The 17,091-nt window shown below is 58.3% G+C and carries 9 protein-coding genes; 8 read left to right on the top strand and 1 reads right to left on the bottom strand.

What is annotated here, in order from left to right; all coding sequences use genetic code 11:
* Positions 1–292: 292 nt before the first annotated feature.
* Positions 293–3,622 carry a diguanylate cyclase gene (locus tag ABGB15_RS07990; protein WP_215722327.1) on the top strand — a complete coding sequence of 1,110 codons (3,330 nt, stop codon included), beginning with the start codon at positions 293–295 and terminating at the stop codon, positions 3,620–3,622.
* Here the strand turns inward: ABGB15_RS07990 and alkA are convergent.
* Positions 3,587–4,459 carry a DNA-3-methyladenine glycosylase 2 gene (alkA, locus tag ABGB15_RS07985; RefSeq protein WP_152081571.1) on the bottom strand — a complete coding sequence of 291 codons (873 nt, stop codon included), beginning with the start codon at positions 4,457–4,459 and terminating at the stop codon, positions 3,587–3,589. The two genes, ABGB15_RS07990 and alkA, sit on opposite strands and share 36 nt — an antisense overlap.
* 130 nt (positions 4,460–4,589) lie before the next feature.
* On the opposite strand from alkA, the gene yegD reads away from it, so the two are divergent.
* From yegD to baeR, 7 genes are all read left to right on the top strand, one after another.
* Positions 4,590–5,942 carry a molecular chaperone gene (gene yegD, locus ABGB15_RS07980; protein ID WP_215722328.1) on the top strand — a complete coding sequence of 451 codons (1,353 nt, stop codon included), beginning with the start codon at positions 4,590–4,592 and terminating at the stop codon, positions 5,940–5,942.
* Positions 5,943–6,137: 195 nt separating this feature from the next.
* Positions 6,138–7,340 carry an MdtA/MuxA family multidrug efflux RND transporter periplasmic adaptor subunit gene (locus ABGB15_RS07975; protein ID WP_369064156.1) on the top strand — a complete coding sequence of 401 codons (1,203 nt, stop codon included), beginning with the start codon at positions 6,138–6,140 and terminating at the stop codon, positions 7,338–7,340.
* Positions 7,340–10,462, top strand: a complete 3,123-nt coding sequence (locus ABGB15_RS07970) for an MdtB/MuxB family multidrug efflux RND transporter permease subunit (RefSeq protein WP_215722329.1) — start codon at positions 7,340–7,342, stop codon at positions 10,460–10,462. Before ABGB15_RS07975 ends, ABGB15_RS07970 begins: the two co-directional genes overlap by 1 nt.
* Positions 10,463–13,540 carry a multidrug efflux RND transporter permease subunit MdtC gene (gene mdtC / locus ABGB15_RS07965; protein ID WP_215722330.1) on the top strand — a complete coding sequence of 1,026 codons (3,078 nt, stop codon included), beginning with the start codon at positions 10,463–10,465 and terminating at the stop codon, positions 13,538–13,540. It abuts the gene before it with no gap.
* Positions 13,541–14,956 (top strand): MFS transporter, encoded by a 1,416-nt coding sequence (locus ABGB15_RS07960; RefSeq protein WP_215722331.1) that lies wholly within the window; start codon positions 13,541–13,543, stop codon positions 14,954–14,956.
* Positions 14,953–16,356, top strand: a complete 1,404-nt coding sequence (gene baeS, locus ABGB15_RS07955) for a two-component system sensor histidine kinase BaeS (RefSeq protein ID WP_152081577.1) — start codon at positions 14,953–14,955, stop codon at positions 16,354–16,356. The genes ABGB15_RS07960 and baeS overlap by 4 nt, the downstream gene beginning before the upstream one ends.
* Positions 16,353–17,075 carry a two-component system response regulator BaeR gene (gene baeR, locus ABGB15_RS07950; protein WP_152081578.1) on the top strand — a complete coding sequence of 241 codons (723 nt, stop codon included), beginning with the start codon at positions 16,353–16,355 and terminating at the stop codon, positions 17,073–17,075. Before baeS ends, baeR begins: the two co-directional genes overlap by 4 nt.
* Positions 17,076–17,091 lie beyond the last annotated feature (16 nt).

Below are 17,091 nucleotides of genomic sequence, written 5' to 3'. Positions count from 1 at the left end.
GTCAAACGCGGCAATTATAGGGATTTCGCGGGCATGATACCAGTCGAATGCGCAGGTTATGCGAGACGCCCTGAAAAGTGGCTTTTTGCTCCCTTAGCGAAATTTAAACGACCACTTTTTCAGCGTTTAACAGGATTTTTTTGCAGAGTAACTATTTAATAAGTCTATGATGTCAAATTCTGAGCAGTCGGCATATGAATTGTAAATTGTTTGTACTAGCATAAACCAAATTCTTAATTTCACGCGCCCGGACCTGGCTCCTGACGGCATGGCGTCCCTGGATAATGCGGTAATGAATAAACAATACCAGCGGGTTTTGGTTACTACCCCCCATCCTTTATTGCGACTTGTCTGCCTGGGGCTGATCACCTTCATTTTTACCCTTTTCTCGCTGGAATTAACCCGCTTTGGCACGCTGCTGGCACCGTTATGGTTCCCCACATCGATCATGATGGTGGCGTTTTACCGTCATGCGGGGAAAATGTGGCCCGGCATTGCACTGGCCTGTTCATTCGGCAATATTTTTGCTTCCTGGATGCTCTTTTCCTGGGAGTCCATCAACCTCACCTATACCTCGATAAACGTTATTGAGGCTTGTATAGGTGCGTTATTACTGCGCAAGTTGCTACCCTGGTATAACCCGCTGCAAAACCTCAACGACTGGATTCGCCTGGCAGCAGGCAGCGCCCTGATACCGCCGCTGGTGGGCGGCGTACTGGTTCATTTACTGGTTCCAAGCGCGGACCCACTGCGTAATTTCCTTGTCTGGGTGTTGTCGGAAACCATCGGTGCGCTGGCGCTGGTGCCGTTAGGCCTGCTGTTTAAACCGCATTACCTGCTGCGCCATCGCAACCCAAAACTGCTGCTGGAAACCCTCGTCACCATGGCCGTGACGCTGGTGCTGTGCTGGGCGGCGATAACCTGGCTGCCGTGGCCCTTTACCTGCGTTATTGTCCTGCTGATGTGGAGCGCGGTGCGTCTGCCCCGGATGGAAGCCTTCCTGGTGTTTCTGGTCACGGTGATGATGGTGTCACTGATGATGGCGCGCAATCCTATAACCGTGACGCCGCAAAACCTTCTTGTGACGTTTAATGCTCCGTGGCTGCCATTCCTGATGATGCTGCTGCCCGCCAATATTATGACGATGGTGATGTACGCCTTCCGCGCAGAACGCAAACATATCACCGAGAGCGAAGAGCGTTTTCGTAACGCGATGGAATATTCCGCGATTGGTATGGCGCTGGTCGGCATTGATGGCCAGTGGCTGCAGGCTAACAAGGCCCTGTGTAACTTCCTCGGTTATAGCCAGGCAGAGCTACAGTCCCTCACCTTCCAGCAGCTGACCTGGCCGGAAGATTTGAACACCGATCTGGAACAGCTTGAACAACTGGTCAACGGGGATATCAACACTTACAGCCTTGAGAAGCGCTACTACACCCGCAACGGGGAAGTGGTCTGGGCGCTGCTCGCCGTCTCCGTTGTGCGCCATGCCGACGGCACTCCCCTCTATTTTATTGCTCAGATTGAAGACATTAACGACCTGAAGCACACCGAATGGGTTAACAAGCGTTTGATGGAGCGAATTACACTCGCCAACGAAGCGGGTGGGATCGGCATCTGGGAGTGGGATCTGGTGCCTGACATTATCAGTTGGGATAAGCGGATGTTTGAGCTGTATGAGATCCCGCCGCACATTAAACCCACGTGGCAGCTCTGGCACGAGGCGATAATACCGGAAGACCGGGCACATGCCGAACAGGTGCTCCGGGATTCATTGATGGCGAGGCTGCCGTTTAAGCTCGAATTTCGCATCCGCGTGAAGGAGGGCGTTCGCCATATCCGCTCGCTTGCGAATCGGGTGCTGAATAAACAGGGTGAGGTCGAACGTCTGCTCGGCATTAATATGGACATGACCGAGGTTAAGCAGCTTAACGAGGCTCTGTTCCAGGAAAAAGAGCGTCTGCACATTACCCTCGACTCCATCGGTGAAGCGGTACTCTGTACCGATATCGACATGAACGTCACCTTTATGAACCCGGTGGCCGAGAAAATGAGCGGCTGGACGCAAATCGAGGCAATGGGGCAGCCCATCCTGAAAGTGCTGCACATTACTTTTGGTGAGAAAGGCCCGCTGATGGAAAATATCCACAGCGGTGATATGTCCCGCGCTGATATCGAACAGGATGTGGTGCTCAACTGCCGCAACGGCGGGTGCTTTGACATCCATTACAGCATCACCCCGCTCAGTACGCTGGACGGGCAAAATATCGGTTCCGTTCTGGTGATTCAGGACGTCACCGAGTCACGCAAGATGCTGCGCCAGTTGAGCTACAGCGCGTCGCATGATGCTCTCACCCATCTGGCCAATCGCGTGAGCTTCGAGAACCATCTCAAACGCCTGCTGCAGACGGTTCAGGAGACGCGTCAGCGTCATGCGCTGGTGTTTATCGATCTCGACCGCTTTAAGGCTGTCAACGACACCGCAGGCCATGCTGCAGGCGATGCCCTGCTCCGTGAACTCTCCTCGCTAATGCTCACCATGCTGCGCTCCAGCGATGTGCTGGCACGTCTCGGCGGCGATGAGTTTGGCCTGCTGCTGCCGGACTGCAATATTGAAAGCGCGCGCTACATTGCGGGTCGTCTGATCCACGCCATCAACGATTATCACTTTATGTGGGAGGGTCGCCTGCACCGTATCGGTGCCAGCGCGGGTATCACCCTTATTGACGACACCAATTATCAGGCAGCAGAAGTGATGTCCCAGGCCGATATCGCCTGTTACGCCTCGAAAAACAGCGGTCGCGGCGTGGTGACGGTTTATGAACCCCAGCAGGAAAGAGTCCACAGCACGCGCAGCATGATGTCGCTTGATGAGCAGTGGCATATGATTAAAGACAACCATCTTATGATGATAGCCCGCAGCGTCGCGTCCCCTCGCATCCCGGAGAGCAGCAACTTCTGGCTGATCTCATTACGCCTGTGGACCAGCCAGGGCGAAGTTCAGGAGGAGCACGCCTTCCGCGCCGGACTGGCAGAGCCTGAACTGCTGCATGCGCTCGACAGACGTATTTTCAGTGAGTTTTTCCGCACTTATGCAACACAGGTCGCCGCGAAAGGCATGGGTGTTGCGCTTCCGCTCTCTGAAGCCGGTCTGGCCAGCGTCACGCTGGTTGATGAACTGTTGGATCTGTTGGAGAAAGGCCCATTACCGGGGCGTCTGTTGCATCTGATGATCGCCGTCGATGTGCTGAGCAACCCGGATGAAAACGTCCAGCAAAGCCTGCAAAAACTCCGGCACGCGGGCTGCCGGATAATATTGAGCCAGGTAGGGCGCGACATGAGCGTCTTTAACCACCTCAGCGCCAACATGGCCGATTATCTGATGCTGGACGCGGAAATCGTGAGTAATGTCCACGGGAATCTGATGGATGAGATGATGGTCACCATCATTCAGGGGCACGCTCGCCGCCTGGGGATGAAAACCATCGCCGGACCGGGCAATCAGCCCATTATGATGGACACGCTCTCCGGCATCGGCATCGATTTTATTTATGGCGACACCATCGCCGAACCACAGCCGCTGGAATTACTGCTGAACACCAGCTACTTCGCCATCAACTGAGGGTGACCAGCCCTCGGTGTACCAGATGTGTAAAAGCGCATAAGAGCGCCACGGCTGCCAGCGTTCGGCGTAGCGACGGATCTGTGCGGGCGTCATGCCGCTGAAGCGTTGTTTAATCAGATAGTCATCCGGCAGGAAAACATCTTTCGCCTGCCAGCCGCGCAGGGCCAGATAGCTGGCGGTCCAGCGCCCTATTCCGGGACGCTGCTGTAGCGCTTTCATACCCGCGTCGATGTCCGCAGGCGGTGAAAGGGGAAACGTCCCGTCGACCACCGACTGCGCCAGATAAATCATCGACTCCGCACGTTTTACCGGCATCCCGAGTGCTTTTAACGCCAGCGGATCGGCGACAGCCAGCACCTCCGGTGCAGGGAAGCACATATAGCCCGGAGAATCCTTCACCGGTTCACCGTACAGCGCCACGACTCGCGACGTCAGTTTCGCCGCCATCGCCACACTGACCAGTTGCCCGAGTATAGCCCGCACACCCTGCTCCCAGGTATCCATTGCCCCCGGCAAACGTAAGCCAGGCCGCGCCGCGCCCAGTTCGCCCAGCGCGACTGAAATTTGTTGCGGATCGCAGGCGAGATCGAACAGCCGTTCGAGACGGGCAAGGCATGTTTCAGCGACGGGAAGTAACCCTGGGCTGAGCGTCACATTCAGCGTGCGGTTGATGATATCCGGCGTCACGCGGCATATTCCCTGATGCCCGCCAACGGCGAAACTGCGCTCGTAGTAGTCATCCGTCACGGTCTCGACCCCCGCCACCGCACGCGCGCCAAGAAAACCAAACATCCATTGCCAGTCGTAAGGGGGTTGCCAGGTCAGGGTATACATCGCTGCTCCTTCTGTGTTCTCCACAGCATAAACCGAAAGGCCTTGTTTCGCCTTGCTTTCATATTCCAGTTGTCGCCAGGCGGACATTTCGCTAAAGTCTCGCCCCTTCTCACCGGCATGGGGATGTAATGTGTTTATTGGATTCGACTACGGCACCGCAAACTGTTCGGTTGCGGTGATGCAAAACGGGCAACCGCAGCTCCTGAAAATGGAAAACGAGAGCACGCTGCTGCCGTCAATGCTCTGCGCTCCAACGCGCGAAGCGGTAAGCGAATGGCTTTTTCGCCATCATCAAATCCCGGCCACCGCAGCAGAAACCCAGGCATTGCTACGCCGGGCGGTCAGTTTTAACCGCGAGGAAGACATTGACGTCACGCCTTCCAGCGTACAGTTCGGCCTCGCCTCGCTCGGGCACTACATTGAAGATCCGGAAGAGGTCTACTTCGTCAAATCACCGAAATCCTTCCTGGGAGCCAGCGGCCTGAAGCCACAACAGGTGGCGCTGTTTGAAGATCTGGTGTGTGCCATGATCCTGCACATCCGTAATCAGGCGCAGAGCCAGGTGCCGGAGGCGATCACGCAGGCGGTAATTGGCCGCCCGATCAACTTCCAGGGACTGGGTGGCGACGACGCCAACCAGCAGGCACAGGGGATACTTGAGCGCGCCGCGCACCGGGCAGGCTTCCGCGACGTCGTGTTCCAGTACGAGCCGGTTGCGGCGGGGCTGGATTTTGAAGCCACCCTGACGGAAGAGAAACGGGTGCTGGTCGTGGATATCGGCGGGGGAACCACGGACTGCTCGCTGCTGCTGATGGGCCCACAATGGCACCCGCGTCGCGATCGTGAAAACAGCCTGCTGGGGCACAGCGGTTGCCGCGTGGGCGGTAACGATCTGGATATCGCGCTGGCGTTCAAGAGCCTGATGCCGCTGCTCGGCATGGGCGGGCAAACCGAAAAAGGGATCGCTCTGCCGATTCTGCCGTGGTGGAACGCTATCGCCATCAACGACGTCCCGGCGCAGAGTGATTTTTACAGCACCGCCAACGGCCGCTTCCTTAACGACATGGTGCGCGATGCCCGTGATGGCGAGAAAGTCGCGCTGCTGTACAAAGTGTGGCGTCAGCGTCTCAGCTACCGCGTGGTGCGTACTGCCGAAGAGAGTAAAATCGCGCTATCGGATCGTCCTGAACATGCGGTGTCGTTGCCGTTTATCAGCGATGACCTCGCCACGGCGATTTCTCAGGAAGGGCTGGAAACGGCGCTGACACAGCCACTGCAGCGCATTCTGGAGCAGGTGCAGCTGGCACTGCAGAACGGCAAAGAGAAACCGGATGTCATTTACCTGACCGGCGGTAGCGCCCGTTCGCCGCTGATCAAGAAAGCGCTGGCAGAGCAGATGCCAGGCATTCCGATTGCCGGAGGCGATGACTTTGGCTCCGTAACGGCCGGGCTGGCGCGCTGGGCGCAGGTGATGTTTGGCTAATGCCGCTGTGCCGGGTGGCGGCTTCGCCTTACCCGGCCTACAAAACCCTCGAAAGTAGGCCGGGTAAGCGAAGCGTCACCCGGCTACACTCAGACAATTCCAGACAGTCTTCCATATTTCCTCCATTTTTCTGCCGTGTTGCCTGACTAAACTAGTATCATTCCCCGAAGTGTTTCAGGATGAGAACGTATAACGATGAAAGGCAGTAACAAATCCCGCTGGGCAATCGCCGCTGGCATCATTGTGGTGGTCCTTGCCGCCGCCTGGTACTGGCACAGCCAATCCGCGAATTCCACTGCACCCGCAGGTGCCAGCAGCCCGTCACAACGCCCAACCGGGGGTGGACGTCACGGAATGCGCGGCGGTGCGCTGGCTCCGGTTCAGGCGGCGACGGCGGTGAATAAAGCCGTTCCGCGTTATCTCTCTGGTCTGGGCACCATTACCGCCGCTAATACTGTGACGGTGCGCAGCCGCGTTGACGGCCAGCTCATGGCGCTTCACTTCCAGGAAGGTCAGCAGGTTAAAGCGGGCGATCTGCTGGCGGAAATCGACCCAAGCCAGTTTAAGGTTGCCCTCGCCCAGGCACAGGGTCAGCTCGCCAAAGACAAAGCCACGCTCGCCAACGCGCAGCGTGATTTAGCACGCTATCAGCAACTGGTGAAAACCAACCTGGTGTCACGCCAGGAACTGGATACCCAGCAGTCGCTGGTCAGCGAGTCTCAGGGCACCATCAAAGCCGATGAAGCCGCCGTTGCCAGCGCGCAGTTGCAGCTCGACTGGAGCCGTATTACCGCGCCGATTGACGGTCGCGTCGGCCTGAAGCAGGTCGATATCGGCAACCAGATTTCCAGCGGCGATACCACGGGCATCGTGGTCATCACCCAGACCCACCCGATTGATTTGGTCTTTACCCTGCCGGAAAGCGAAATTGCGACGGTAGTACAGGCGCAAAAAGCCGGGAAAGGGCTGGTGGTTGAGGCCTGGGACCGCACCAACAAGCAGAAACTCAGCGAAGGCTCCCTGTTGAGCCTCGATAACCAGATCGACACCACTACCGGCACCATCAAGCTGAAAGCGCGGTTTAACAATCAGGACGACGCCCTTTTCCCGAACCAGTTTGTGAATGCCCGGATGCTGGTCGCGACCGAAGAAAACGCGGTGGTGATCCCGACAGCAGCACTGCAGATGGGGAGCGAAGGTAACTTCGTCTGGGTGCTGAACAGCGACGACAAAGTCAGTAAGCATCTGGTGAAAACCGGGATTCAGGACAGCCAGACGGTGGTGATCTGCGCCGGGCTTTCCGTGGGCGACCGCGTGGTGACCGACGGCATCGACCGCCTGACCGAAGGTGCCAAAGTCGAAGTGGTACAGCCTGAGAAACAGGGAGCAAAAGCCTGATGCAGGTGATGCCACCAGGCTCTACAGGTGGGCCATCACGCCTGTTTATTATGCGCCCTGTCGCCACGACGCTGTTGATGGTGGCGATCCTGCTTGCCGGGATTATCGGCTATCGCTTCCTGCCCGTCTCCGCACTGCCGGAGGTGGACTACCCAACGATTCAGGTGGTTACGCTCTATCCGGGTGCCAGCCCGGATGTGGTGACGTCCGCCATTACCGCCCCGCTGGAACGTCAGTTTGGCCAGATGTCCGGCCTGAAACAGATGTCCTCACAAAGTTCGGGCGGCGCATCGGTTGTGACGCTGCAGTTCCAGCTGACGCTGTCGCTGGACGTCGCCGAGCAGGAGGTACAGGCTGCAATCAACGCCGCCACTAACCTGCTGCCGTCTGACCTGCCTAACCCACCGGTCTACAGCAAAGTCAACCCGGCGGACCCGCCGATCATGACGCTCGCCGTCACCTCCTCCGCCATGCCAATGACGCAGGTGGAAGACATGGTCGAAACCCGCGTGGCGCAGAAGATTTCCCAGGTGACCGGCGTGGGCCTGGTGACGCTGGCGGGCGGGCAACGTCCGGCGGTTCGCGTAAAACTTAACGCCCAGGCCATTGCCGCACTCGGCCTGACCAGCGAAACCATCCGCACCGCTATCAGCAGCGCCAACGTCAACTCGGCGAAAGGCTCGCTGGACGGCCCGACCCGTGCGGTAACGCTCTCCGCGAACGATCAAATGCAGTCTGCCGATGAATACCGTCAGCTGATTGTGGCTTATCAGAACGGCGCGCCGATCCGTCTGGGCGATGTAGCAACCGTTGAGCAAGGTGCGGAAAACAGCTGGCTGGGCGCGTGGGCCAACAAACAGCAGGCGATCGTAATGAACGTTCAGCGCCAGCCGGGCGCAAACATCATCGAAACCGCCGACAGCATTCGCACGATGCTCCCGCAACTCATTGACAGCCTGCCGAAATCGGTCAGCGTGAAGGTGCTTTCCGACCGCACCACCAATATTCGCGCTTCCGTAACCGACACCCAGTTTGAGCTGATGCTGGCGATCGCGCTGGTGGTGATGATCATCTACCTGTTCCTGCGTAACGTCCCGGCAACCATCATTCCTGCCGTCGCCGTGCCGCTTTCTCTGGTTGGCACCTTCGCGGTAATGGTGTTCCTGGATTTTTCGATCAACAACCTGACGCTGATGGCGCTCACCATCGCCACCGGGTTCGTGGTGGACGACGCCATCGTCGTGATAGAAAACATCTCGCGCTATATCGAAAAAGGTGAAAAGCCCTTAGCCGCCGCGCTGAAAGGGGCCGGAGAGATCGGCTTTACCATCATCTCCCTGACCTTCTCGCTGATCGCGGTGCTGATCCCGCTGCTGTTTATGGGCGATATCGTCGGACGTCTGTTCCGCGAATTTGCCGTGACGCTTGCCGTCGCCATACTGATCTCCGCGGTTGTCTCGCTGACGCTGACGCCAATGATGTGCGCCCGCATGCTGAGCCACGAGTCTTTACGCAAGCAAAACCGCTTCTCTCGCGCTTCTGAACGGATGTTCGAACGCATTATTGCGGCTTACGGCCACATGCTGGCGAAAGTGCTGAACCACCCGTGGGCGACGCTTGGCGTGGCGCTGGGGACGCTGGCATTAAGCGTGATGCTGTGGATTTTCATTCCGAAAGGCTTCTTCCCGATTCAGGATAACGGCATTATTCAGGGTACGCTGCAGGCACCGCAAACCGTTTCATTTGCCAGTATGGCCCAGCGTCAGCAGCAGGTATCTGAGATCATCATGAAAGATCCGGCAGTGGAGAGCCTGACCTCCTACGTGGGTGTCGATGGCACTAACCCGTCGCTGAACAGCGCACGTCTGCAGATCAACCTCAAACCGCTTGATGACCGCGACGATCGGGTGAACACGGTGATTGAACGTCTGCAACAGTCTGTGGCCCGCGTGCCGGGCATTGAGCTGTATCTGCAGCCCATTCAGGATCTCACCATTGATACGCAGGTGAGCCGTACCCAGTACCAGTTCACGCTGCAGGCCACTACCCTTGAGGCGCTCAGCACCTGGGTGCCACAGCTGGTGGCGAAGCTGAACACATTGCCGCAGGTCTCCGATGTGAGTAGCGACTGGCAGGATAAAGGCCTGGCAGCGTATGTGAACGTCAACCGCGACACCGCCAGCCGTCTGGGTATTACCATGTCAGACGTCGACAACGCGTTGTATAACGCCTTTGGCCAGCGGCTGATCTCCACTATCTACACCCAGGCGAACCAGTATCGCGTGGTGCTGGAGCATAACACCGACAACACGCCAGGGCTTGCCGCGCTGGACTCGGTACGCCTGACCAGCAAAGACGGTGGTATTGTGCCGTTAAGCGCCATTGCTAACGTGGAAGAGCGTTATACGCCGCTGTCGATAAACCATCTGGATCAGTTCCCGTCCACCACCATTTCGTTCAACGTACCGGATAATTACTCGCTGGGCGAAGCGGTGGAAGCCATTCTCTCTGCTGAAAAAGAGCTGAGCTTCCCGTCCGATATCCAGACCCAGTTCCAGGGCAGCACCCTGGCATTCCAGGCCGCGCTGGGTAACACCATCTGGCTGATCGTGGCGGCAGTGGTGGCGATGTACATTGTGCTCGGCGTGCTGTACGAAAGTTTTATCCACCCAATCACCATTCTCTCTACCCTGCCGACCGCAGGTGTGGGGGCGCTGCTGGCGCTGATGCTGGCGGGCAGCGAGCTGGATGTCATTGCCATTATCGGCATTATCCTGCTTATCGGGATCGTGAAGAAAAACGCCATCATGATGATCGACTTTGCCCTTGCCGCCGAGCGCGAGCAGGGCATGTCGCCGCGTGATGCCATCTTCCAGGCCTGCCTGCTGCGTTTTCGTCCGATCCTGATGACCACGCTGGCCGCGCTGCTGGGCGCACTGCCGCTGATGCTGAGCACTGGTGTGGGGGCTGAACTGCGCCGTCCCCTGGGGATTGGCATGGTCGGCGGCCTGCTGGTCAGCCAGGTGCTGACGCTGTTCACCACGCCGGTCATCTACCTGCTGTTTGACCGTCTTGCGTTGTGGACCAAAAGCCGCTTCCCGAAACGTGAAGAGGAGGCGTAAGTGAAGTTTTTTGCCCTCTTCATTTACCGCCCGGTGGCGACAATCTTAATCTCTGTCGCCATCACCCTGTGCGGCGTGCTGGGCTTTCGGCTACTACCGGTGGCCCCGCTGCCGCAGGTGGATTTCCCGGTGATCATGATCAGCGCCTCGCTGCCGGGCGCATCGCCGGAAACCATGGCATCGTCGGTCGCTACGCCGCTGGAACGCTCGCTCGGGCGAATTGCGGGCGTCAACGAGATGACCTCCAGCAGTTCGCTCGGCAGTACACGCATCATTCTGGAGTTCAGCTTCGACCGCGATATCAACGGCGCAGCGCGTGACGTGCAGGCGGCAATCAACGCCGCGCAAAGCCTGCTGCCAAGCGGGATGCCGAGCCGTCCGACCTATCGCAAGGCCAACCCGTCAGACGCGCCGGTGATGATCCTGACGCTCACCTCAGATACGTACTCTCAGGGCGAACTTTATGACTTTGCCTCCACGCAACTGGCGCAGACCATCGCCCAGATCGACGGCGTGGGCGACGTGGACGTGGGCGGCAGCTCCCTGCCCGCCGTGCGCGTGGGCTTAAACCCGCAGGCGCTGTTCAACCAGGGCGTGTCGCTGGACGACGTGCGTACCGCTATCAGCAACGCCAACGTGCGCAAGCCGCAGGGGGCGATTGAGAACAGCAGCCATCGCTGGCAGATCCAGACCAACGATGAGCTGAAAACCGCCGCCGAATATCAGCCGCTGATCATTCACTATAACAACGGCGCGGCGGTGCGCTTAAGTGACGTGGCCAGCGTCACCGATTCGGTGCAGGACGTGCGTAACGCCGGGATGACCAACGCGAAGCCGGCGATTTTGCTGATGATCCGCAAGCTGCCGGAAGCCAACATCATCCAGACGGTAAACAGCATCCGCGAACGTCTGCCGGAACTGCAGGAGACCATTCCGGCAGCGATTGATCTGCAGATTGCACAGGATCGCTCCCCCACCATCCGCGCCTCGCTCGAAGAGGTGGAGCAAACGCTGATCATCTCCGTGGCACTGGTGATCCTGGTGGTGTTCCTGTTCCTGCGTTCGGGACGAGCAACGCTGATCCCTGCCGTGGCGGTGCCGGTGTCGCTGATTGGCACTTTTGCGGCCATGTACCTGTGCGGTTTTAGCCTCAACAACCTGTCGCTAATGGCGTTAACCATCGCCACCGGCTTTGTGGTGGATGACGCCATTGTGGTGCTGGAGAATATCTCCCGCCACCTTGAAGCGGGGATAAAGCCGCTGCAGGCGGCACTTCAGGGGACGCGTGAAGTGGGCTTTACGGTGCTCTCCATGAGCCTGTCGCTGGTGGCGGTGTTCCTGCCGCTGCTGCTGATGGGTGGCCTGCCGGGCAGACTGCTGCGCGAGTTTGCGGTCACGCTCTCCGTCGCTATTGGCATTTCACTCCTGATATCCCTCACGCTGACGCCAATGATGTGCGGCTGGATGCTCAAACGCAGCAAACCGCACTCACAGCCGCGCCGTAAAGGCTTTGGGCGTCTTCTGATGGCAATGCAGGAGGGCTACGGAAAATCGCTGAAATGGGTACTGAACCACACGCGCATCGTCGGGCTGGTGCTGATCGCCACCATCGGGCTTAACGTCTGGATGTATATCACCATCCCGAAAACCTTCTTCCCGGAGCAGGATACCGGGGTACTGATGGGCGGCATTCAGGCGGATCAGAGCATCTCGTTCCAGGCAATGCGCGGCAAGCTGCAGGACTTTATGAAGATCATTCGTGAAGATCCGGCGGTGGATAATGTCACCGGCTTTACCGGCGGCTCACGCGTTAACAGTGGGATGATGTTTATTGCTCTGAAATCCCGCGACGAGCGTAACGAAACCGCACAGCAGGTGATTGACCGCCTGCGCGTGAAGCTCGCCAAAGAGCCGGGCGCGAATCTGTTTTTGATGGCCGTTCAGGATATCCGCGTCGGTGGGCGTCAGGCTAATGCCAGCTATCAATACACCCTGCTCTCTGACGATTTGGCCGCCCTGCGCGAGTGGGAGCCGAAGATCCGTAAAGCACTGGCTGCCCTGCCGGCGCTGGCCGACGTCAACTCGGACAGCCAAAACAACGGCGCGGAGATGGCGCTGACCTACGATCGCGAAACTATGTCCCGGTTAGGCATAAACGTTGAAGCGGCTAACAGCTTGCTGAATAACGCCTTTGGTCAGCGCGAAATCTCCACCATTTACCAGCCGATGAACCAGTACAAAGTGGTGATGGAAGTTGATCCGCGTTATACCCAGGACATCAGCGCGCTGGACAAAATGTTTGTGATTAACAACGACGACAAGGCGATTCCGCTGTCGTACTTCGCCAGCTGGCAGCCGTCAAATGCGCCGCTCTCGGTGAATCACCAGGGGCTTTCGGCTGCATCGACCATTTCATTTAACCTGCCAACCGGTTCGTCGCTCTCAGAGGCCAGCGATGCGATCACCCGCGCAATGACGCAGCTCGGCGTGCCGTCCACGGTGCGGGGCAGCTTTGCTGGCACGGCGCAGGTGTTTCAGGAGACGATGAACTCACAGGTGATTTTGATCCTGGCGGCGATAGCCACGGTCTATATCGTGCTCGGTGTGCTGTATGAAAGCTACGTTCACCCGCTGACGATCCTCTCGACCTTACCGTCGGCGGGCGTGGGGGCGCTGCTGGCACTGGAGCTTTTCGGTGCCCCATTCAGCCTAATCGCGCTGATTGGGATCATGCTATTAATAGGCATTGTGAAGAAAAACGCCATTATGATGGTCGACTTCGCGCTGGACGCCCAGCGTAACGGCAACCTGACGCCGGAGGAAGCAATATTCCAGGCCTGTCTGCTGCGTTTCCGCCCGATTATGATGACTACCCTGGCGGCGCTGTTCGGTGCCCTGCCGCTGGTGATTTCCGGGGGCGACGGTTCCGAACTGCGCCAGCCTCTCGGGATCACGATTGTCGGCGGGCTGGTGATGAGCCAGCTGCTGACGCTGTACACCACGCCGGTGGTCTATCTGTTCTTTGACCGCCTGCGGCTGCGTTTTTCGCGTAAAACCAGAACCACGGTGACCGAGTAAATGACCGACCTACCCAATAACGTTCGCTGGCAGCTTTGGATTGTCGCTTTCGGCTTCTTTATGCAGTCGCTGGATACGACCATCGTCAATACCGCCCTCCCCTCAATGGCGAAAAGCCTGGGGGAAAGCCCCCTGCACATGCATATGGTGATTGTCTCCTACGTGTTGACGGTCGCGGTGATGCTCCCTGCCAGCGGCTGGCTGGCGGACAAAGTGGGCGTGAGGAATATCTTCTTCACCGCCATTGTGCTGTTTACCGTTGGCTCCCTGTTTTGCGCGCAGGCCAATACGCTCGATCAACTGGTGATGGCGCGCGTATTGCAGGGGGTCGGCGGCGCAATGATGGTGCCTGTCGGCCGTCTCACGGTGATGAAAATCGTCCCGCGCGAGCAATATATGGCGGCGATGACCTTCGTCACCCTGCCCGGCCAGGTGGGGCCACTGCTTGGGCCTGCGCTGGGTGGAATCCTGGTGGAGTACGCCTCCTGGCACTGGATCTTCTTAATCAATCTGCCCGTCGGCATCGTCGGTGCCATCGCCACCATGATGCTAATGCCTAACTACAAGATGCAGACCCGGCGCTTTGATTTCTTTGGTTTTATTCTGCTGGCGGCCGGTATGGCGACGCTGACGCTGGCGCTCGACGGGCAAAAAGGGCTGGGAATTTCGTCCCTGACGCTGGGGTTACTGGTCGCCCTCGGAATCACCGCCATTCTCTGGTATCTGTGGCATGCCAGAGGCAACGATAAAGCGCTGTTTAGCCTGTCACTGCTTAAAAATGCGACCTACCGACTGGGTCTGTTCGGCAGCTTTGCCGGGCGCATCGGTAGCGGCATGCTGCCGTTTATGACGCCGGTCTTTTTACAGATTGGCATGGGCTTCTCGCCGTTCCACGCGGGGTTAATGATGATCCCGATGGTGCTCGGCAGTATGGGCATGAAGCGCATCGTGGTGCAGGTGGTGAACCGTTTTGGTTATCGCCACGTGCTGGTCGCCGCCACGCTGGGCCTGGCGCTGGTCTGTCTGCTGTTTATGGCCGTGGCGCTGATGGGCTGGTATTACGTCCTGCCGCTGGTGCTGTTCTGCCAGGGCATCATCAACTCCATGCGCTTCTCGTCGATGAACACCCTGACGCTGAAAGACCTGCCGGATGATCTGGCAAGCAGCGGTAACAGCCTGCTGTCGATGGTGATGCAGCTTTCAATGAGCGTCGGCGTCACCGTTGCCGGATTACTGCTCGGCATGTACGGGCAGCATCATCTCAGCGTCGACACGCCGGTCGCGCACCAGGTCTTTTTATACACTTATCTCAGCATGGCGGTGATTATCGCCCTGCCCGCTTTCATCTTCGCCAGAGTACCGGACGATACGAGCAAGAACGTCGTTATCCGACGCGGCAAAAGGAGTGCACCATGAAATTCTGGCGTCCCGGCATTACCGGCAAACTTTTTGTCGCGATTTTCGCCACCTGTATCGTCCTGCTGATCACCATGCACTGGGCGGTGCGGGTCAGCTTCGAACGTGGTTTTATTGACTACATCAAACATGGCAACGAACAACGGTTACAGGGCTTAAGCGACGCGCTGGGCGAGCAGTACGCACTCCACGGGAACTGGCGTTTTTTGCGCAATAACGATCGCTTTGTTTTCCAGATCCTGCGATCGCTGGAGCACGATACCGATGACGATCGTCCCGGCCCCGGTATGCCGCCTCACGGCTGGCGTACCCAGTTCTGGGTGATCGACCAGGACATGCGGGTGCTGGTCGGCCCTCGTGCGCCGGTACCGCACGATGGCATGAAGCGCGCGATCACCGTGAACGGTGCCCCCGTTGGCTGGGTCATCGCCTCGCCGGTTGAGCGCCTCACGCGCAATACCGACATCAATTTTGACCGCCAGCAGCGCCAGACCAGTTGGCTGATTGTGGCGCTCTCCACGTTATTGGCAGCCCTCGCCACCTTCCCGCTGGCGCGCGGCCTGCTTGCACCGGTTAAACGCCTGGTGGAAGGGACACACAAGCTGGCCGCCGGGGATTTCTCCACCCGCGTGGATACCCGCAGCCAGGACGAACTGGGCAAGCTGGCGCAGGACTTCAACCAGCTCGCCAGCACGCTGGAGAAAAACCAGCAGATGCGCCGTGACTTTATGGCCGACATCTCCCACGAGCTGCGCACGCCGCTGGCGGTGCTGCGCGGTGAGCTGGAGGCGATTCAGGACGGTGTGCGGCAGTTTACGCCGGAATCCGTCGCCTCTTTGCAAGCCGAAGTCGGCACGCTTACCAAACTGGTGGACGATCTGCACCAGCTCTCTATGTCCGACGAAGGGGCACTGGCCTACCAGAAAGCCCCGGTGGATGTCATTAACATTCTGGAAGTCGCCAGCGGTGCCTTCCGCGAGCGTTTTGCCAGCCGTAACCTGAAAATCGACCTCTCCTTGCCGGACCGCGCCGTGGTATTTGGTGACAGAGACCGTCTGATGCAGCTCTTTAATAACCTGCTGGAAAACAGCCTGCGCTATACCGACGGCGGCGGCGGGCTGCATATCTCAGGCAGGCAGGAAGAGGGCCGTTTTATCCTGACCTTTGCGGATTCCGCCCCCGGTGTACAGGATGCACAGCTGGAAAAACTGTTTGAACGTTTTTATCGCACCGAGGGCTCGCGCAACCGCGCCAGTGGCGGCTCCGGGTTAGGGCTGGCGATTTGCGTCAACATCGTCGAAGCGCACAACGGCACGATCCGCGCTGCCCATTCGCCTTTTGGCGGGGTTAGCATTACAGTAGAGATACCGCTGGAACGGGATTTATCGAGAGAAGCATGACCGAGTTACCCATTGACGAAAACACGCCACGCATCCTGATCGTGGAGGACGAGCCTAAACTTGGGCAGTTACTGATCGACTATTTACGCGCGGCAAGCTACGCCCCTGTGCTGATTAATCATGGCGATCAGGTGCTGCCGTATGTGCGCCAGACGCCGCCGGATCTGATCCTGCTGGACTTAATGTTGCCGGGCACCGACGGCCTGACGCTGTGCCGGGAAATTCGTCGCTTCTCTGACGTGCCCGTCGTGATGGTGACCGCTAAAATCGAAGAGATCGACCGCCTGCTGGGGCTGGAAATTGGCGCAGACGATTACATCTGCAAACCGTACAGCCCGCGTGAAGTGGTCGCCCGCGTGAAAACCATCCTGCGCCGCTGTAAACCGCAGCGTGAACTGCAGGCGCTTGACGCGGAAAGCCCGCTTATCGTCGACGAGAGCCGCTTCCAGGCAAGCTGGCGCAGCAAACTTCTGGATCTCACACCCGCTGAGTTCCGCCTGCTGAAAACCCTCTCCCACGAGCCGGGGAAAGTCTTTTCTCGCGAACAGTTGCTGAACCACCTGTATGACGATTATCGCGTGGTCACCGACCGCACCATCGACAGCCATATCAAAAACCTGCGCCGCAAGCTGGAAGCGCTCGATGCCGACCAGTCGTTTATTCGCGCGGTGTACGGTGTGGGGTATCGGTGGGAAGCGGATGCCTGCAGGATTGCGTAGTCTGCTGCGGCTCAAT

This window comes from Enterobacter sp. MALB-1 (assembly GCF_041021625.1).
In the GTDB taxonomy this organism is placed as follows: domain Bacteria; phylum Pseudomonadota; class Gammaproteobacteria; order Enterobacterales; family Enterobacteriaceae; genus Enterobacter; species Enterobacter oligotrophicus.
This window is presented reverse-complemented; position numbering and strand designations above follow the sequence as displayed.